The sequence below is a fragment of the Micromonospora rifamycinica genome, assembly GCF_900090265.1.
GTDB classification, from domain to species: domain Bacteria; phylum Actinomycetota; class Actinomycetes; order Mycobacteriales; family Micromonosporaceae; genus Micromonospora; species Micromonospora rifamycinica.
On the sequence record NZ_LT607752.1, the window covers coordinates 5,346,221 to 5,363,991 of the forward strand.

The 17,771-nt window shown below is 72.2% G+C and carries 15 protein-coding genes; 8 read left to right on the forward strand and 7 right to left on the reverse strand.

The annotated features are described in order from the left end of the window. Positions 1-33: 33 nt before the first annotated feature. From GA0070623_RS22495 to GA0070623_RS22515, 5 genes are all read right to left on the reverse strand, one after another. Complete coding sequence (locus tag GA0070623_RS22495) at positions 34-1,293, reverse strand: sugar ABC transporter permease (protein ID WP_067313441.1); 1,260 nt, start codon at positions 1,291-1,293, stop codon at positions 34-36. Next, complete coding sequence (locus GA0070623_RS22500; protein ID WP_067313444.1) at positions 1,290-2,114, reverse strand: ATP-binding cassette domain-containing protein; 825 nt, start codon at positions 2,112-2,114, stop codon at positions 1,290-1,292. The genes GA0070623_RS22495 and GA0070623_RS22500 overlap by 4 nt, the downstream gene beginning before the upstream one ends. Positions 2,115-2,233: 119 nt before the next feature. Beyond that, a complete protein-coding gene (locus tag GA0070623_RS22505; RefSeq protein WP_067313446.1) occupies positions 2,234-3,334 on the reverse strand; it encodes a sugar ABC transporter substrate-binding protein in 1,101 nt (366 codons plus the stop codon). A gap of 232 nt (positions 3,335-3,566) precedes the next feature. After that, positions 3,567-4,046 carry a Cys-tRNA(Pro) deacylase gene (ybaK, locus tag GA0070623_RS22510; protein WP_067313455.1) on the reverse strand — a complete coding sequence of 160 codons (480 nt, stop codon included), beginning with the start codon at positions 4,044-4,046 and terminating at the stop codon, positions 3,567-3,569. A 10-nt stretch (positions 4,047-4,056) separates the two neighbouring features. Continuing rightward, the gene (locus GA0070623_RS22515; RefSeq protein WP_067313448.1) at positions 4,057-5,316 is read right to left on the reverse strand and encodes a THUMP-like domain-containing protein; all 1,260 of its coding nucleotides are present in this window, start codon (positions 5,314-5,316) and stop codon (positions 4,057-4,059) included. A 260-nt stretch (positions 5,317-5,576) separates the two neighbouring features. On the opposite strand from GA0070623_RS22515, the gene groES reads away from it, so the two are divergent. From groES to GA0070623_RS22535, 4 genes are all read left to right on the forward strand, one after another. Further along, complete coding sequence (gene groES, locus GA0070623_RS22520; RefSeq protein ID WP_084261531.1) at positions 5,577-5,891, forward strand: co-chaperone GroES; 315 nt, start codon at positions 5,577-5,579, stop codon at positions 5,889-5,891. A gap of 72 nt (positions 5,892-5,963) precedes the next feature. After that, positions 5,964-7,598 (forward strand): chaperonin GroEL, encoded by a 1,635-nt coding sequence (gene groL, locus GA0070623_RS22525; RefSeq protein WP_067313450.1) that lies wholly within the window; start codon positions 5,964-5,966, stop codon positions 7,596-7,598. A 129-nt stretch (positions 7,599-7,727) separates the two neighbouring features. Next, the gene (locus GA0070623_RS22530) at positions 7,728-9,332 is read left to right on the forward strand and encodes a molybdopterin-dependent oxidoreductase (protein WP_067313453.1); all 1,605 of its coding nucleotides are present in this window, start codon (positions 7,728-7,730) and stop codon (positions 9,330-9,332) included. 180 nt (positions 9,333-9,512) lie between these two features. Next, on the forward strand, positions 9,513-10,967 hold the full coding sequence (locus GA0070623_RS22535) for a non-reducing end alpha-L-arabinofuranosidase family hydrolase (RefSeq protein ID WP_089004149.1): 1,455 nt from the start codon (positions 9,513-9,515) through the stop codon (positions 10,965-10,967). Between the two features lie 240 nt (positions 10,968-11,207). On the opposite strand, the gene GA0070623_RS22540 is transcribed toward GA0070623_RS22535, so the two are convergent. Further along, entirely contained in the window at positions 11,208-11,591 is a 384-nt protein-coding gene (locus GA0070623_RS22540) for a WhiB family transcriptional regulator (RefSeq protein WP_067315890.1), read from the reverse strand. Positions 11,592-11,847: 256 nt separating this feature from the next. On the opposite strand from GA0070623_RS22540, the gene GA0070623_RS22545 reads away from it, so the two are divergent. Then, positions 11,848-12,672, forward strand: coding sequence for a helix-turn-helix domain-containing protein (locus GA0070623_RS22545; RefSeq protein ID WP_089004351.1), 825 nt, complete (start codon positions 11,848-11,850; stop codon positions 12,670-12,672). A gap of 180 nt (positions 12,673-12,852) precedes the next feature. Here GA0070623_RS22545 and GA0070623_RS22555 read toward each other — a convergent pair whose 3' ends face one another. Beyond that, positions 12,853-13,263 carry a DUF5319 domain-containing protein gene (locus tag GA0070623_RS22555; RefSeq protein ID WP_067309774.1) on the reverse strand — a complete coding sequence of 137 codons (411 nt, stop codon included), beginning with the start codon at positions 13,261-13,263 and terminating at the stop codon, positions 12,853-12,855. 196 nt (positions 13,264-13,459) lie between these two features. On the opposite strand from GA0070623_RS22555, the gene guaB reads away from it, so the two are divergent. The 3 genes from guaB to GA0070623_RS22570 all read left to right on the forward strand — a co-directional run bounded on the left by guaB (position 13,460) and on the right by GA0070623_RS22570 (position 17,769). Beyond that, complete coding sequence (gene guaB / locus GA0070623_RS22560; protein ID WP_067309723.1) at positions 13,460-15,022, forward strand: IMP dehydrogenase; 1,563 nt, start codon at positions 13,460-13,462, stop codon at positions 15,020-15,022. Positions 15,023-15,052: 30 nt separating this feature from the next. Continuing rightward, a complete protein-coding gene (locus GA0070623_RS22565; protein WP_067309727.1) occupies positions 15,053-16,171 on the forward strand; it encodes a GuaB3 family IMP dehydrogenase-related protein in 1,119 nt (372 codons plus the stop codon). Between the two features lie 149 nt (positions 16,172-16,320). Continuing rightward, positions 16,321-17,769 (forward strand): M1 family metallopeptidase, encoded by a 1,449-nt coding sequence (locus tag GA0070623_RS22570; RefSeq protein ID WP_067309730.1) that lies wholly within the window; start codon positions 16,321-16,323, stop codon positions 17,767-17,769. The last annotated feature ends 2 nt before the right edge of the window (positions 17,770-17,771 follow it).

The following is a 17,771-nucleotide window of genomic DNA, read 5'->3' on the forward strand; positions in this document are numbered from 1 at the left end:
GGCACCCCATGTCCCGCCGGTGGCGTCCGCGGATCAGCGGGTGCCGGAGGCGGCGGCCCGGCGGCGCGACAGCGCGTCCACGCTGGCGGCGAGGAGCAGCACCACGCCGGTGACCACGTACTTCACCCCGGCGCTGTAACCCATCAGGCCCATCCCGTTGTCGATGACGGCGACCACCGCGCCACCGAGTACGGCGTCGAGGACCCGGCCCTTGCCGCCGAAGAGGCTGGTGCCGCCGATCACCGCCGCGCCGACGGCGTAGAGCAGCACGTTGCTGCCGCCGGTGTTCGGGTCCACCGAGTTGGCCCGGCTCGCCGCGACGATGCCGCCGACGGCCGCCATGGACGAGCAGATCACGAAGACCGAGATCCGGATCCGGTCGACGTTGATGCCGGCCCGGCGGGCGGCCTCCTTGTTGCCGCCGACGGCGTAGACGTGCCGGCCGTAGCTGGTGCGCTGGAGCACGAAGGTCCAGACGATCAGCAGCACCGCGATGACCGGCACCACGATCGGCACGCCCTTGAGCGAGTTGATCAGGACGTTGCGGCTGCGCTCCTGGTTGAGGATGTAGACCGCGATGCCGAGGATCAGGGTCAGCCCGCCGATCCGGGCGAGCACCACCGCCATCGGGTCGGCGGTGAGGCCCCGGGCCAGCCGCTTGCGGTGCCGCAGCAGCTGCACGGCCGCGTACCCGCCGACCGCGATGGCGGCCAGCGCCCAGCCGAGGGTGGGCGGGAGGTTGCGGTTGGCGATGGCCACCAGCACCTCGTCGTTGACGGGGATGTTGGAGCCTCCGCTGATCAGCATCAGCACGATGCCCTGGAAGGCGAGGAACCCGGCCAGGGTGACCACGAAGGACGGGATGCCGATCTTGGCGACCAGGAAGCCGAGCACGGTGCCGATGAGCACGCCGGTGAGGATCGCGGCGAGCACGGCCACGTACCAGGGGTAGCCGGCCTTGGTGGCGACGTTGGCCAGGACGGCCGCGCAGACCCCGCTGGCGAAGCCGGCGGAGAGGTCGATCTCGCCGAGTAGCAGGACGAAGACCAGCCCCATGGCGATCAGGGTGACCGCCGCGCCCTGGGTGAACAGGTTGGCGAAGTTGCCGGCGGTGAGGAACGACGGCCGCATGACGGAGAAGACCGTGCAGAGCACGATCAGTCCGAGCACGGCCGGCAGCGCGCCGATGTCGCCGCCGCGTACCCGGCCCCAGTAGCCGCGGAGGTGGCTGCCGACGGTCGGCGACGGCGTGACCGCCGCCGGGCCTTCCTTGCGCACGGCGGTGGTGGTCATCGAACGCCTCCTGGAGTGGTGTCGGCGGGGGCCGCGCCGGTGCCGTTGCCGGCGGTGACCGGCTCGCCGGTGAGGCCGAGGTTGCCGGAGCGGCCGGCGGTGATCAGCTCGACGACCTGCGAGTGGGTGATGTCGGTGGTCTTCACCTGGGCGACCATCTGGCCGAGGTAGAGCGCGGCGATCCGGTCGGAGACCGCGAAGACGTCGTTCATGTTGTGCGAGATCAGGACCACGGCCAGGCCGTTGTCGGCCAGCCGGCGGACCAGTTCGAGGACCTGGGCGGTCTGTGCCACGCCCAGCGCGGCGGTCGGCTCGTCCAGGATGACCAGCTTGCTGTTCCAGAGCACCGCCTTGGCGATGGCGACGGTCTGCCGCTGGCCGCCGGAGAGGCTGGAGACGTGCTGGCGCAGCGACTTCACCGTCCGTACGGAGAGCCCGGCCAGGGTCTCCGCCGCCATCTGCTCCATGGTCGGCTCGTCGAGCACCAGCCCGCTGTGCTTCTCCCGGCCGAGGAACATGTTCTGCACGATGTCGAGGTTGTCGCAGAGCGCGAGGTCCTGGTAGACGACCTCGATGCCGAGCGTGGCGGCGTCCCGGGGGCTGTTGATGCTCACCGGGCGGCCGTCGAAGAGGAACTCGCCGGCGTCGGCCGGATAGATGCCACTGATGCACTTGACCAGGGTGGACTTGCCGGCGCCGTTGTCGCCGACCAGTGCGGTCACCTCTCCGGCGTGGGCGGCGAGGGCGACGTCGCGCAGGACCTGGACGGGACCGAAGCTCTTGTCGATCCCGCGCAGTTCCAGCAGGGGGGTCGCGGACACGGGGGTCTCCTTCGGACGGAGGGAAGGTCTCGGAGCCCGTCCGGCGGCGAGCGCCGCCCGGCACGAGGTTCCGTGCCGGGCGGCGTCGCGTCGACGGGGTACGACGCTCGTCGTACGGGTCAGCTGATGCCGTTCGCCGTGCAGAGCGCGGCGTACGCGCCGGTGCAGAGCTTGGCCTTGTCGACGTAGCCGTCGGCCACCACGTCCTTGACGGTCGACTTGTCGATCGCCTTCGGCTCCAGCAGGACGGACGGGACGTCCCGGCCGCTCTCCGGGTCCTTGACGGTCTGCCCGGTCTCCTTGCGCTCGCCCTTCGCCACGGCGATGGCCAGCTCGGCGGCCGCGTCGGCCTCCTTCTTGACGGCCTTGTAGACGGTCATGCACTGGTCACCGGCGAGGATGTTCTGCAGGCCGGTCACGTCGGCGTCCTGGCCGGTCACCGGGACCTTGCCGTTGAGCTTGTTCTTCTTCAGCACCGAGATGGCCGCGTTGCCCAGGCCGTCGTTGGCGGAGAGCACACCGTCGATCTTGCCGCCGGTCTGGGTGAGCATCTGCTCGAAGATCGTGGCACCCTGCGCCGGGTCCCAGTCCGGCACCGACTGGTCCGGGCCCTTGGTGTATTCCTTCGACTCGAACTTCGGCTTGAGCACCGAGTCGTAGCCGTTCTTGAACAGGGTGGCGTTGTTGTCGGTCGGCGAGCCGTTGAGGTAGGCGACCGTCGGGTTCTTGACGCCCTTCTCGGTCAGGCACTTCGCCAGGCCCTCGCCCTGGAGCTTGCCGACGGCCTCGTTGTCGAAGCTGACGTAGTACTGGGCCGAGCCGCCCAGGGTGAGCCGGTCGTAGTCGATCGTCGCGACACCCTGCGACTTCGCCTTGTCCAGCACGGCCTTGCCGGTGCCGGAGTCCAGGTTGACGATCATCAGGGTGGTGACCCCACCGGTGATCATCTGGTCGGCGATGGTCTGGAAGGCGTTCTTGTCGTTCTGGGCGTTCTGGATGTCCGATTCGACACCGGCGGCGTCGAACGCCTCCTTGAGGAACCTGCGGTCAGCGGTCTCCCAGCGGGCGGAGGACTTGCTGTCCGGCAGGATCACGCCGATCTTCGGCTTCTTGTCGGTGCTGCCGCCGGCCTCGTTGCTCTTGGAGTCGTCGCCACAGGCGGCCATGCTGCCGGTGGCCAGCAGGCCGACGGCGGCGAAGGTGAGGAAGCCCTTGCGCATGTCTGCACGGGTCCTTTCGAGGGTGGGGGAAGGAGTGGTCGGTGTTTTGTTGTGTCCGGCAACGTATTCCCGCTCACATCCCGGGCGCAAGGGTGCCGAGGTCAGAAGTTTGTTGGCGGCGGTAACAATTCAGCAACGCGGTTGTCACCTCCGGGACACCCGTCCGGTAATCACGCTTCGTGTCCGGTCCGCAACCGTCGCCCCTGGCCGGTCCGCGACCGCCGCCGCCCGGTCAGCCGGCGGCGATCCGGGCGGTGCCGGCCCCGCTCAGGGCGACCAGGTCGGCCGGGGCGAGTTCGAGCTGCAACCCCCGGCGGCCGGCCGAGACGTAGACGGTCCCGTGGGCCAGCGCGGAGACGTCCACCACCGTCGGCAACCGGCGTCGCTGACCGAGCGGGCTGATCCCACCCCGCACGTATCCGGTGCTCCGCTCGGCCACGGCCCGGTCGGCCAGCGCGGCCCGTTTGCCGCCCAGCGCCGCCGCCAGCGCCTTGAGGTCCAGCTCGCCGGTGACCGGGACGACCGCCACCGCCAGCGCCCCGTCCACCTCGACGACCAGCGTCTTGAACACCCGCTCCGGCGGCACCCCGAGCGCCGCCGCGACCAGTGCGCCGTAGTCGGGCGCGTCCGGGGAGACGTCGTACGGATGGGTGCGGTGCGCGATCTTCCGCTTGGTCAGCAGCGCCGTCGCCGCGGTGGCCCGTCCCGCCATGCCGGTCACGCTAGCCGGGCGCACCCTCATCCGCACCCGCGACCGGTCTGCCGATCAGCACCGTCGGCGCCCCGGCCACCCGGGTCAGCACCAGGCTGGCCGGGTTCTCCCCGGCCAGCCTGAGGTCCCGGCGCAGCTGTTCGGGCACCAGCGCCGAGCCCCGCTTGAGGATCTCCACCCGGCCGATCCGCCGCTCCCGCAGTAGCGCCCGCAGCCGCTTCAGCGAGAACGGCAACACGTCGACGATCTCCAGGCAGCGGCCGAACGGTGTCGGCCGCGGGGTGTCGGCGTACAGGTAGGCGATGCTCGGGTCGGCCAGGGTCGCGTCCAGCGTGCCGGCCAGCTCGGCGACCAGGTGTGCCCGGACCACCGCCGGATCCGGGTCGTACAGGTAGCGGCGCACCGGTCCGACCGTCGCCTCCGTGTCGCCCGCGCCGGTCAGCTGGTGGCTGCGCGTCGTCGGTTCGCCCGGGCCGCCCGGCGGGCGCTGCCGGGCGGCGGGCCGCTCCGACCGCAGCACGGTCGCCCGGCGGGGCACCCCGGCGAGCGGGCCACCCCAGAGGGCCGCCTCGACCAGGTCGCCGTCGACGCTGACCCACTCCGCTTCGGTCCCGGCCGGGATCCGCGCGTGGTCGAGGCCGGGGGCCACCTTGACCACCGTGTGCGGCACCCGCCCGGCCAGCCCGGTGACGAAGTCCCACGGTGGCGAGTAGGCGTCCGGTTCGAAGATCCGTCTCCCGGTGCCGGCCCGCCGGCGGGCCGGGTCGCAGAAGACGGCGTCGACCCGGGTCACGTCGAACGCGGTCGCGTCGCCGCACTCCACGGTGAACATCGCGGCCAGCCCGGCCGCCTCGGCGTTCGCGGCGGCCAGCGCGGCGGTGACCGGGTCGGCCTCCACCCCGTACACCCGGATTCCGGCGCGGGCGGCGGCGAGTGCGTCGGCGCCGAGGCCGCAGCCCAGGTCGGCGAGGGTGTGCACCCCGGCGGCGGCGAGCCGGGCGGCCCGCCGGTCGGCGACCACGCGGCGGGTGGCCTGCTCCAGGCCGGGGCGGGTGAGGAACATCCCGGCGGCCTCCGGGCCGAACTTGCCGACCGCCCGGCGGCGCAGCTCGGCCTGGGTCAGCGCGGCGGCGGCCAGCCCGGCCGGCACCCCGCGCGAGCGCAGCGCCGCCGCCGCGACCAGCGGGTCGCCGCCGGCCACCTCGGTCGCCGCGGCGAGCACGGCCGACCCCTCGGGGGTACGCAGGGCGGCGAACTGGTCCAGATCCACCCGCCCATTGTCCGCTCCGGTGCCGGACCGGGGCGACACGGGGAGGTGTCTCGTTGGCACTCTCCTTGACGGAGTGCTAGCCGAGGAATAACCTGCGATTAGCACTCTCACCCCGAGGGTGCCAGCGTCCGGGCCATCCGGTCCGGGTGCTGAACGCCAGGCGGACCGGCACCCGCGACGACGGCCCCGCCCGGTGGCATGTGGCAATTGACGCCGGTCGGACTCTCGGCCGGCAACGAAACCAAGTACCCCAGGAGGGTATGCCCGTGACTACCGCGACCAAGGTTGCGATCAAGCCGCTCGAGGACCGCATCGTGGTCCAGGCGAACGAGGCTGAGACCACCACGGCGTCGGGCATCGTGATCCCCGACACCGCCAAGGAGAAGCCGCAGGAGGGCACCGTCCTCGCCGTCGGCCCCGGCCGGATCGACGACAAGGGCAACCGCGTGCCGCTCGACGTCAAGGTCGGCGACACCGTTCTCTACTCGAAGTACGGCGGCACCGAGATCAAGTACGCCGGCGAGGAGTACCTGGTGCTCTCCGCCCGCGACGTTCTCGCGGTCATCGAGAAGTAACCAACCGATTCCAGTGTCGTCGCCCCGGTCCGGCTCGCCGGGCCGGGGCGACGTCGCTTCGAAGGGACATTCATGGCGAAGATCCTGAGCTTCTCGGACGACGCCCGGCACCTGCTGGAGCACGGTGTCAACGCCCTCGCGGACGCGGTCAAGGTCACCCTCGGCCCGCGCGGGCGCAACGTCGTCCTGGACAAGAAATTCGGTGCGCCCACGATCACCAACGATGGTGTGACCATCGCCAAGGAGATCGAGCTCACCAACCCGTACGAGAACCTCGGCGCGCAGCTGGTCAAGGAGGTGGCGACGAAGACCAACGACGTCGCCGGCGACGGGACCACCACCGCGACCGTGCTGGCCCAGGCGATGGTGCGCGAGGGCCTGCGCAACGTGGCCGCCGGGGCCAACCCGACCGGCCTCAAGCGGGGCGTCGACGCGGCGGCCACCAAGGTCTCCGAGGCGCTGCTCGGCCGGGCCGTGGAGGTGGCCGACAAGGAGTCGATCGCGCACGTCGCGACGATCTCCGCGCAGGACGCCACCATCGGCGCGCTGATCGCCGAGGCGATGGAGAAGGTCGGCCGTGACGGTGTCATCACCGTCGAGGAGGGCTCCACCCTCACCACCGAGCTGGAGGTGACCGAGGGTCTCCAGTTCGACAAGGGCTTCATCTCGCCGAACTTCGTCACCGACGCGGAGTCGCAGGAGTCGGTGCTGGACGACCCGTACATCCTCATCACCACGCAGAAGATCTCGGCGATCGAGGAGCTGCTGCCGCTGCTGGAGAAGGTCCTCCAGAACAGCAAGCCGCTGCTGATCGTCGCCGAGGACGTCGAGGGCCAGGCGCTGTCCACCCTGGTGGTCAACGCGCTCCGCAAGACCATCAAGGTCTGCGCGGTCAAGGCCCCCGGCTTCGGCGACCGGCGCAAGGCGATGCTCCAGGACATGGCGATCCTGACCGGAGCCGAGCTGGTCGCCCCGGAGCTGGGCTACCGGCTCGACCAGGTGGGCCTGGAGGCGCTCGGCACCGCCCGGCGGGTCGTGGTCGACAAGGAGAACACCACCGTCGTCGACGGCGGCGGCAAGTCCGCCGAGGTCACCGACCGGGTCGCCCAGATCCGCAAGGAGATCGAGGCGTCCGACTCCGACTGGGACCGGGAGAAGCTGGCCGAGCGGCTGGCCAAGCTCTCCGGTGGCATCGCGGTCATCAAGGCCGGCGCGGCGACCGAGGTCGAGATGAAGGAGCGCAAGCACCGCATCGAGGACGCGATCGCCGCGACCAAGGCCGCGGTCGAGGAGGGTACGGTCCCCGGCGGCGGTGCCGCGCTGGCCCAGATCCGCTCGGTGCTCGACGACGACCTCGGCCTGACCGGTGACGAGAAGGTCGGCGTCTCGATCGTGCGCAAGGCGCTGGTCGAGCCGCTGCGCTGGATCGCCCAGAACGCCGGCCACGACGGTTACGTGGTGGTGGAGAAGGTCGCCGGCCAGGACTGGGGCCACGGCCTCGACGCCGCCAAGGGCGAGTACGTCGACCTGGTGAAGTCCGGCATCATCGACCCGGTGAAGGTGACCCGCAACGCGGTCACCAACGCCGCGTCGATCGCCGGCCTGCTGCTGACCACCGAGAGCCTGGTGGTCGAGAAGCCGGAGCAGCCGGAGCCGGCCGCCGCCGGTGGGCACGGCCACGGCCACCAGCACGGCCCCGGTTTCTGACCCCGCGCCAGATCCGGTTCAGGGCGCACCGTCGTACGTCGGCGGTGCGCCCTGACGCATGCGGGGCACCTGCTTACGGAACGGTGACGTGGTTGGCGGCCGGGGCGGTCGATCGACGACACTTGCCCGATGAGCACCCCCCGCGGCTTCGCCGCGCTGGCCGGGGTCACCGCCGCCGTGGTGGCCATCGGTGTCGCCGAGCCGGTCGCCGTCCTCACCGGTCCGCGTTCCGCGCCGCTGATCGCGGTCGGCGGGGTGGTGGTCGACGTGGTGCCCGAGCCGCTCAAACAGTTCGCCATCGACGTCTTCGGCCGGTACGACAAGATCGCCCTGCTGGTCGGCACGGCGGTGCTGCTGGCGGCCTTCGCCGCCGGGATCGGCGTGCTGGCCGCGCGCCGGCTCGCCGTCGGGCTGGCCGGTATCGCGGCGTTCGCCGGTGTCGGTGCCGCCGCCGCGCTCACCCGGGCCGGCGCGGATGCCGCCGACGCGCTCCCCGCCCTGGTCGGCGGGGGGTTGGGCGGGCTGGTGCTCTGGGCCTTCGTGGCCGGTCCCTGGCAGCTCGACCCGTGGCCCTGGCAGCCGCCCACCCCGCTACCGGCCGCCCACCCCGGGCCGCTTCCGGCCGGCGGGCCGCCCGTCGGGTCGGAGCCGTCGGAGTCGACCGACCCGGAGTCCCGGCGGCGGTTCCTGCACGGGGCCGGCCTGCTCGCGGGCACGGCGACGGTGGTGGGGCTGGGTGGGCACTGGCTCGCCGGCCGGCGGGGTGTCTCGGCGGCCCGGGAGGCGGTCGCCCTGCCCACCCCGGCGGTGGCGGCGCCGCCGGTGCCGCCCGGCGCGGACCTGTCCCTGGCCCAGCTCGCCCCCTACACCACCCCGAACGGCGGGTTCTACCGGATCGACACGGCGCTGGTGGTGCCGCAGGTCGACCCGCAGACCTGGCGGTTGCGCATCCACGGTCGGGTGCGCAACCCGATCGAGCTGACCTTCGCCGAGTTGCTGGCCCGGCCGATGGTCGAGCGGTACGTGACCCTGGCCTGCGTCTCCAACGAGGTGGGCGGGGACCTGATCGGCAATGCCCGCTGGCTGGGGGTGCCGATCAGGGAGCTGCTGGACGAGGCCGAGCCGGAGGAGGGGGCCGACCAGGTGGTCGGCCGCTCGGTCGACGGTTGGACCTGCGGCACCCCGACGGCGGTGCTGCGCGACGGCCGGGACGCCCTGCTGGCGGTGGGGATGAACGGCGAGCCGCTGCCGGTCGAGCACGGGTTCCCGGTGCGGATGGTGGTGCCCGGCCTCTACGGGTACGTGTCGGCCTGCAAGTGGGTCACCGAGCTGGAGCTGACCAGCTTCGCCGACTTCGACGCGTACTGGGTGCCGCGGGGCTGGTCGGCGCAGGGGCCGGTGAAGACGCAGTCGAGGATCGACACCCCGCGTCCGCGCAACCGGCTGACCGCGGGTGAGGTGGTGGTGGCGGGGGTGGCCTGGGCACAGCACCGGGGGATCAGCCGGGTGGAGGTGCGGGTGGACGGCGGCGCCTGGCAGCAGGCGACCCTCGCCCCGGCGGTGTCGGTGGACACCTGGGTGCAGTGGTCGTGGCGGTGGCCGGCGACCCCGGGCGAGCACACCCTCCAGGTGCGGGCGACCGACCGGAACGGTGAGACCCAGACCGCGCTGGCCGCGCCGGTGGCCCCGGACGGGGCGACCGGCTGGCACCGGGTCACGGTCACCGTCCGCTGATTCTCCACCACCTGTCAGTCATCAAGCATGATCAATATGTTGATGGATGGAAAATCCTCCGCGGTATCGAGGGTTGAGGCTGTGGGAGCGCTCCCGTAACATCCCTGATGCGACTGTTAACGTTCACCTAACACCGACCACCACCAATGTGCACGTCCCGTCCCGTCAGGAGGATGTTTTATGTCCAGATCCAGATCGGCCAATGTCGGCCTGGTCTCGGCCGGTGTCGCAATGCTGGCATCGGCATCGATCGTCACCGCGTTGCCGGCGGGTGCCGCAGCGGCGGGTTGCTCGGTGAACTACACCGTGTCCTCCGAGTGGGGTGGCGGCTTCGGTGCCAACGTCGCGATCACCAACCTGGGCGACGCGCTGAGCAGCTGGACCCTGACCTGGTCCTTCGGCTCCGGGCAGTCGGTGACGCAGGCATGGAACGCCACCGTGACGCAGAGCGGCTCGGCGGTGACCGCCAAGAACGTCAGCTACAACGGCGCCATCCCGACCAACGGCTCGGTGTCGTTCGGCTTCAACGGCGCGTGGACGTCCAGCAACCCCGTCCCGACGAGCTTCGCGCTCAACGGGGTGGCCTGCAACGGGGGGACGAACCCGACCACCCCGCCTCCCACCACCCCGCCCCCCACGACCCCGCCGCCGACCACCCCGCCCCCCACCACCCCGCCGCCGACCACGCCCCCGCCGACCACCCCGCCGCCGACGGGCAACTGCTCCCTGCCGACGACCTACCGCTGGTCGTCGACCGGCCCGCTGGCGCAGCCGAAGTCCGGCTGGGCGTCGCTCAAGGACTTCACCATCGCCCCCTACCAGGGCAAGCAGCTGGTGTACGCCACCACCCACAGCAGCAGCGCCACCGGCGGCTGGGGTTCGATGAACTTCGGCCTGGTCGACAACCTCAACCAGCTCGCCACGGCCCCCCAGAACACCATGAGCCAGAGCACCGTCGCGCCGTCGCTGTTCTACTTCGCGCCGAAGAACATCTGGATCCTCGCCCACCAGTGGGGCCCGACGTCGTTCTCGTACCGCACGTCGACCAACCCGGCCAACGCCAACGGCTGGTCGGCCGCGCAGACCCTGTCGACCGCGAAGATCACCGACTCCGGCACCGGCGTGATCGACCAGACGATCATCGGCGACGACCAGAACATGTACCTGTTCTTCGCCGGTGACAACGGCAAGATCTACCGCCAGATCATGCCGATCGGGAACTTCCCGGGCAGCTTCGGCTCCAACTACACCACCATCATGAGCGACACCTCGGAGAACATCTTCGAGGCGCCGCAGGTCTACAAGGTCGCGGGCCGCAACCAGTACCTGATGATCATCGAGGCCAGGACCAGCGGCTGGGAGCGCTACTTCCGCTCGTTCACGGCGACCAGCCTGGGCGGCACCTGGACGCCGAACGCGACGACCTACAACAACCCGTTCGCGGGCAAGGCCAACAGCGGTGCCACCTGGACCAACGACATCAGCCACGGCGAGCTGCTGCGCACCAGCGCGGACCAGACCAACACGATCGACCCGTGCAACCTGCAGCTGCTGTACCAGGGCCGCGCCACGAACTCGGGCGGTGACTACGGCCTCCTGCCGTACCGGCCGGGTCTGCTGACCCTGCAGCGCTGACGGCGTGACGCAGGTGCGACCCCGCTGTTCCTGACCTCCGCGACCGGCGGCGAACGCCGCACCGGGTGAGCCGCACGACGGCTCGGAGCAGGATCGGGTGGCATGAAGGGGCGGGTCCGGCTGTGCCGGGCCCGCCCCGCTTCTCGTGCATGTCGGCCCGACGGCGGACCATGGGCCGGGAAACGACGAGGCCGCGCTCCGGAGATCGGAGTGCGGCCTCGTCGAGGTGTGCTGGGTCGGTCAGGCGATCTTGCGCTGGGCCGGCACGGCGGTCTTGTGCGGAGCGCCGAGGCGGGCCTCCATGCGGGCGATGTCGACCCGGGTCTGCCGGCGGTCGGCCAGGTCCTCCCAGCCGAGGGCGAGCAGCCGCAGCCGCTCCGACTCGCTGAGCCCGCCCCAGACGCCGTACGGCTCGCGGACGGACAGGGCGTGGGCGGCGCACTCGGCCCGGACCGGGCAACCCCCGCAGACGGACTTGGCGCTGGACTCCCGGCGCAGGCGGGACGACCCCCGCTCACCGTCCGGGTGGAAGAACTGGGCGCTGTCCCGGCCCCGGCAGGCACCGAGACGCTGCCAGTCCCACAGGTCGACGATGGGACCGGGCAGTCTGCGTACGTTCGACATCAGCACCCCTCCTCCCGCGCGGCACCGCGGAGATCCTCGTTGAACCGGCGTCCGGGCTGTGGTCCGCGCTGGCGTACCGCGCTTCCGGCGTGCAGCCTCGGTACCCGAACCCTCGCCGACTCACACGTGTTGAGATCGAAAAGCCGAACAGCTTGCGCCAGATGCCCCAAATGTCGGAAAAGTTCGGAGGATTGCCGGGAACCTCCTCCCCGGTGGAGCCCGTCATGGTCTGCTCGTGTCCGGAGAGGAGAACACCGTGCGTACCGTTCTCGTATGCGTTCGGACACCGATCGCCGCGCAGCAGTTGACCAACGCGGCGGCGCGACTCGGCCTGGCTTCGGTCGTCCGGACGGCTGTCTCCGATCCCGAGGCGATGCTGCGGCTCGCCGAGCGCCCGGTCGACGTGGTGCTCGCCGACACGGCGCTCACCCGGCCGGACAGCGCCGGCTTCGTCCGCCGGGTGCTCGCCCGCGCCCCGCAGGCCGCGGTGCTGCTGCTCGGCACCGAGGAGTCGGAGGCGGCGGCGGCCACCATCAACGCCGGTGCGCGGGGCCTGATCCAGGGCGCCGACCATGACCTGACCAGCGCGGTGGCCAAGGCCCTGCTGCTGCTCTCCGCGCCCGGCCGGCCCGCCCGGCACCGGGTCGCCGACCCGGCCCGGGACACCGCCGCGGTGGGCGCGCCACCCCGGCCCGCCGCCGGTCGACCGCCGGCAGCGGGCTGGTCGCCGCCGGCCGCCGAGGGGCCACCCGGAGCGCCTTCGGTGGTGCCCGTGCAGCGCGGGGACGACGAGGTCGAGGGGGAGCCGGACGCCGGCGCGGCCGAGCCGCCACCGACCGGCACCCTGCCGCGCCCGACCTCCGGCGCCCGTGGCGGCCGCAGCTCCGTCGGGCTGACCGAACGGGAACTCCAGGTGCTGCTCGGCATGGCCGAGGGCAAGAGCAACGCCGAGATCGGTCGGGAGCTGTTCGTCTCGGAGGACACCGTCAAGACACACGCCCGCCGGCTGTTCCGCAAGCTCGGTGCCCGCGACCGGGCGCACGCCGTGGCCGCCGGCTTCCGCGCCGGCCTGGTGGCCTGAACGCCCCTGCGACCGACCCGGCCCCGACCGGATGGCCGGCCCCGACCGGATGGCCGGCCCCGACCGGATGGCCGGCCCCGACCGGATGGCCGGCCCCGACCGGATGGCCGGCCCCGACCGGATGGCCAGCCCCGGTGCCGGCCCGTTCGCGGACCGGCCCGGTGGACGCGGTCCGGTGGGTCAGTCGTCCGGGTCGGCCTCGTCGCCGGTGGACTCGGTCAGCGTGTCGTGCACCCCGTCGGCGTAGCCCCGCGCGTAGTCCCAGGTGACGTAGTGGTCGGGGTCGGGGTCGTAGGCGGGCTCGTGCACCCGGGGCCGACCGGAGCTGAGCAGGTGCCGCAGGTTGCCCCGGAGCAGGTCCCAGTCGAAGTAGTGCGGCTCGCGGCAGTCCTCGCACTCGATGACCAGCCCACGGACCCCGATCGGGGCCAACAGGGCCTGGTAGATCTCCAGGTCGGCGAGGTCTTCCAGCACGTCCTGCCGCTCGACCTCGGTCAGCGGGTCGAGCGGGGCGTCGTCGCCCGGGTCGTCCAGCCCCGCAGCCGGATCGGCCGGGTCGCCGTTGAACGGGTCGATGGGCTCGTCGTGCACCCCCTCACCGTAGACCCAACGCCCGCGGCACGCGCCCCCCGGCGGTCGCGGGGGCCGCGCCGGCGTCGACCGGTCGCCGGCGAGGGCGGCCCAGGTCACTGGGTACGATGAGACGACTCGCCGTCACCCCGGCGTGCGCCGGTCGCCGCGTGCGCCGCCTCGCTGAATCCCGTTCGAGCAGCTCAGGGGAGCAATCGTGGAGAATTCGCCCAGCACCGATCTTCCGGCCGGCGTCGACAACGGCGAGTTTGCGGGCCATCTGCCGGAGCTGCCCGCCGGCTCGGCCCGGGTGGTGCCGCTCGGTCTGACCTTCGACGACGTGCTGCTCCAGCCGGGCGAGTCGGACGTGGTGCCCAGCCGGGTGAACACCCGCACCCGGCTCACCCGCAACGTCGAGCTGACCATCCCGCTGCTGTCCAGCGCGATGGACACCGTCACCGAGGCCCGGATGGCGATCGCCATGGCCCGCCAGGGCGGTATCGGCGTGCTGCACCGCAACCTCTCCCTGGAGGACCAGGCGCTCCAGGTCGACCTGGTCAAGCGCTCCGAGTCCGGCATGATCACCAACCCGGTGACGGCCAGCCCCGAGGACACCCTCCGCGAGGTCGACGAGCTGTGCGGTCGCTACCGCATCTCCGGCGTCCCGGTGGTCGACGGCGACGGCCAGCTGGTCGGCATCGTCACCAACCGGGACATGCGCTTCGTCTCCGACCCGACCACCCCGGTCCACGCGATCATGACCCGGACGCCCCTGGTCACCGCCCCGGTGGGGGTCAGCAAGGACGACGCGCTGGCGCTGCTGCGTCAGCACAAGGTCGAGAAGCTGCCGATCGTGGACGACTCGGGCCGGCTGCGCGGCCTGATCACCGTGAAGGACTTCACCAAGAGCGAGCAGTACCCGGAGGCGACCAAGGACGACGCCGGCCGGCTGCGGGTCGCCGCCGCCATCGGCGTGGGCGAGGACGCCTACAAGCGGGCCCGCACCCTGGTCGACGCGGGCGTCGACGTGCTGATCGTGGACACCGCGCACGGCCACCAGCGGGCCGTGCTGGACATGGTCCGCCGGCTCAAGGCCGACGTCACGATCGACATCGTGGGCGGCAACGTGGCCACCTATGCCGGGGCGAAGGCCCTGGTCGACGCCGGTGCCGACGGGGTCAAGGTCGGGGTCGGCCCGGGTGCCATCTGCACCACCCGGATCGTGGCCGGGGTCGGTGTGCCGCAGGTGACCGCGATCATGGAGGCGGCCCGCGCGGCCCGCCCGGCCGGTGTCCCGGTGATCGGTGACGGCGGCATCCAGTACTCCGGCGACATCGCCAAGGCCCTGGTGGCCGGCGCCGACACGGTGATGCTCGGCAGCCTGCTGGCCGGCTGCGAGGAGAGCCCCGGCGAGCTGATCTTCGTCAACGGTAAGCAGTTCAAGGCGTACCGGGGGATGGGGTCGCTGGGCGCGATGCAGTCCCGGGGCCAGGCCAAGTCGTACAGCAAGGACCGCTACTTCCAGCAGGACGTGCTCAGCGACGACAAGCTGGTCCCGGAGGGCGTGGAGGGCCAGGTGCCCTACCGGGGGCCGCTGTCCCGGGTGGCCCACCAGCTCGTCGGCGGGCTGCGGCTGGCGATGGGGTACGCCGGCGCGGAGAACATCGTCGACCTGCACCACCGGGGCCAGCTCATCCGGATCACCGCGGCCGGGCTCAAGGAGAGCCACCCGCACGACATCCAGATGACCGTCGAGGCGCCCAACTACCACACCCGCTGACCCACCACCCCCAACCATCTGGAGTCCCTCATGCGTGACGTGGTCGAGATCGGGCTGGGCAAGACCGCGCAGCGCGGTTACCACCTGGACGACATCGCCATCGTGCCCAGCCGGCGGACCAGGGACGTCGACGACGTCTCCACCGGCTGGCAGCTCGACGCCTACCAGTTCGACATCCCCTGTGTCGGTCACCCGTCGGACGCCACCATGAGCCCCGCCTCCGCGGTGCGGCTCGGCCAGCTCGGCGGCCTCGGCGTGCTCAACGTCGAGGGCCTCTGGACCCGTTACGAGAACCCGACCAAGGTGCTGGAGGAGCTGGCCGGGCTGGGCGAGGACGCCCGCGCGACCAAGCGGCTCCAGGAGGTCTACGCCGAGCCGATCCGCCCCGACCTGATCGCCGAGCGGGTCCGCGAGCTGCGGGCCGGTGACAGCACGGTGGCCGTCCGGGTCTCCCCGCAGCACACCCTGGCGCTGGCCCCGGTGATCCTGGACGCGGGCGTCGACATCCTGGTCATCCAGGGCACCATCGTCTCGGCCGAGCACGTCTCGACCACCGACGAACCGCTGAACCTCAAGGAGTTCATCGCCGACCTCGACCTTCCGGTGGTCGTCGGCGGTTGCACCGACTACAAGACGGCGCTGCACCTGATGCGGACCGGGGCGGCCGGGGTGATCGTCGGCATCGGCGGCGACGACTGGTCGACCACCGAGTCGGTGCTCGGCATCCGGGTGCCGATGGCCACCGCGATCGCCGACGCCGCCGCGGCCCGCCGCGACTACCTCGACGAGACGGGCGGACGCTACGTCCACCTGATCGCGGACGGCGACATCCAGACCTCCGGCGACATCGCCAAGGCGCTCGGCTGCGGCGCGGACGCGGTGATGCTCGGCGAACCGCTGTCGCTGTGCGAGGAGGCCCCGGCCGGCGGTGCCTGGTGGCACTCGGCGGCCAGCCACCCGTCGCTGCCGCGCGGCGCGTTCGAGGTGGCCGGCGAGTCGCTCGGTTCGATGGAGCGGCTGCTCTTCGGCCCGGCCGACGAGCCGGACGGCCAGCTCAACCTCTTCGGCGGGCTGCGTCGGGCGATGGCCAAGTGCGGCTACCGCGACCTGAAGGAGTTCCAGCGGGTCGGCCTGGTCCTGGACCGCTGATCCGCCCCGGTGACCGGCCGGTCCCGCCCGGGTCCGGCCGGCCGCCACAGGTCCCGCCCGCCGGTCCGCTGTTCGGGGTACGTGGGGCCGGAGCGCTCGGTAGGCTGCGCGCACGACGGGGTGGGCGAACGGGGGTGTGCAGGGTGGCCATGAGCCGGCACCGGCGCGGCCTCGCGCTGCTGGTGGCCGTGTCGCTGGCGCTGGCCGGCTGCACCGCCGACCGCAGGCCGGGGGCGGGCTCCCGGTCGACGCCGACGTCCAGCCCGAGCCCGACCCCCGGCCCGGCCGGCGTCGGTGACCCCTACTTCCCGACCGCCGGCAACAGCGGGTACGACGTCGACCGGTACACCCTCAGGGTCCGCTACGACCCGGCCACCGACGAGCTGCGCGGCACCACCACCGTGCGGGCCACCGCCACTGCCGAGCTGCCCCTGTTCCACCTCGACCTGGCCGGCCTGACGGTGCGGCGGGTGACCGTGGACGGCACGCCGGCCCGGCACGCCCGCGAGGGAGCCGAGCTGGTGGTCACCCCGGCCGCGCCGGTCCGCGCCGGGGCGGTCTTCACCGTCGAGGTCGGCTACGACGGTCGGCCGGTGCCGCTGCGCAACGAGACGATCGGTGAGGGCGGTTGGCTGCACACCGCCGACGGGGCGGTCGCGCTCGGCCAACCCGAGTCGGCGAGCACCTGGTTCCCGGTCAACGACCACCCCTCCGACAAGGCCACCTACGACGTCGAGATCACCGTGCCGCAGGGGCTGGTGGCGGTCGCCAACGGCGTGCCGCAGGGGCAGCGTCCGGCGGCCGGCGGCTGGACCACGTGGCGCTGGTCCGAGGCCACCCCGATGGCCAGCTACCTGAGCACGGTGGTGATCGGGAAGTACCGCACCACCACCGGCGAGCACCGGGGCAGACCGGTGTTCAGCGCGGTGGCCAGCAGCCTGCCCCGGGGGGCCGCCGACGCGTCGGTCGCCCGCACCCTGGAGGTCGCCGACCACCTGGAGAGCATCTTCGGGCGGTACCCGTTCGGGGCGTACGGCGGGGTGGTGGTCGACGAGCCCCGGATCCGGTACGCGCTGGAGACGCAGAGCCGGCCGGTCTACTCGGCCAACTTCTTCCGGGCCGGCGAGAACACCGGGGTGGTGGCGCACGAGCTGGCCCACCAGTGGTTCGGCGACAGCATCACGGTGGCCCGCTGGGAGGACATCTGGCTCAACGAGGGGCTGGCCACGTACGCCGAGTGGCTCTGGGCCGAGCACCAGGGCGGGGACACCACGCAGGCCGCCTTCGACCAGGAGTACGTCTCCTCCGACGACCAGCTCTGGCGGGTGCCGCCCGGTGCGCCCGGGGTGGCGAACCTGTTCAGCAGCTCGGTCTACCAGCGGGGTGCGATGACCGTGCACGCGCTGCGGGTGACGGTCGGCGACGACGCCTTCTTCCGCATCCTGCGGACCTGGGTGGCGGAGAAGCGTAACGGCAACGCCACCACCGCCGAGTTCGTGGCCACCGCCGAGCGGGTCTCCGGGCAGCAGCTCGACGACCTCTTCGCCGCCTGGCTGTACGGCACCGAACGCCCCCCGACCCCCACCCGGGCCGGCTGAGC

Excerpts from the sequence above, each read along its gene's own strand:
- GA0070623_RS22495 (WP_067313441.1), bottom strand. The coding sequence starts at position 1,293 with ATGACCACCACCGCCGTGCGCAAGGAAGGCCCGGCGGCGGTCACGCCG.
- GA0070623_RS22505 (WP_067313446.1), bottom strand. The coding sequence starts at position 3,334 with ATGCGCAAGGGCTTCCTCACCTTCGCCGCCGTCGGCCTGCTGGCCACC.
- ybaK (WP_067313455.1), bottom strand. The coding sequence starts at position 4,046 with ATGGCGGGACGGGCCACCGCGGCGACGGCGCTGCTGACCAAGCGGAAG.
- groES (WP_084261531.1), top strand. The coding sequence starts at position 5,577 with ATGCCCGTGACTACCGCGACCAAGGTTGCGATCAAGCCGCTCGAGGAC.
- groL (WP_067313450.1), top strand. The coding sequence starts at position 5,964 with ATGGCGAAGATCCTGAGCTTCTCGGACGACGCCCGGCACCTGCTGGAG.
- GA0070623_RS22530 (WP_067313453.1), top strand. The coding sequence starts at position 7,728 with ATGAGCACCCCCCGCGGCTTCGCCGCGCTGGCCGGGGTCACCGCCGCC.
- GA0070623_RS22535 (WP_089004149.1), top strand. The coding sequence starts at position 9,513 with ATGTCCAGATCCAGATCGGCCAATGTCGGCCTGGTCTCGGCCGGTGTC.
- GA0070623_RS22540 (WP_067315890.1), bottom strand. The coding sequence starts at position 11,591 with ATGTCGAACGTACGCAGACTGCCCGGTCCCATCGTCGACCTGTGGGAC.
- GA0070623_RS22565 (WP_067309727.1), top strand. The coding sequence starts at position 15,053 with ATGCGTGACGTGGTCGAGATCGGGCTGGGCAAGACCGCGCAGCGCGGT.
- GA0070623_RS22570 (WP_067309730.1), top strand. The coding sequence starts at position 16,321 with ATGAGCCGGCACCGGCGCGGCCTCGCGCTGCTGGTGGCCGTGTCGCTG.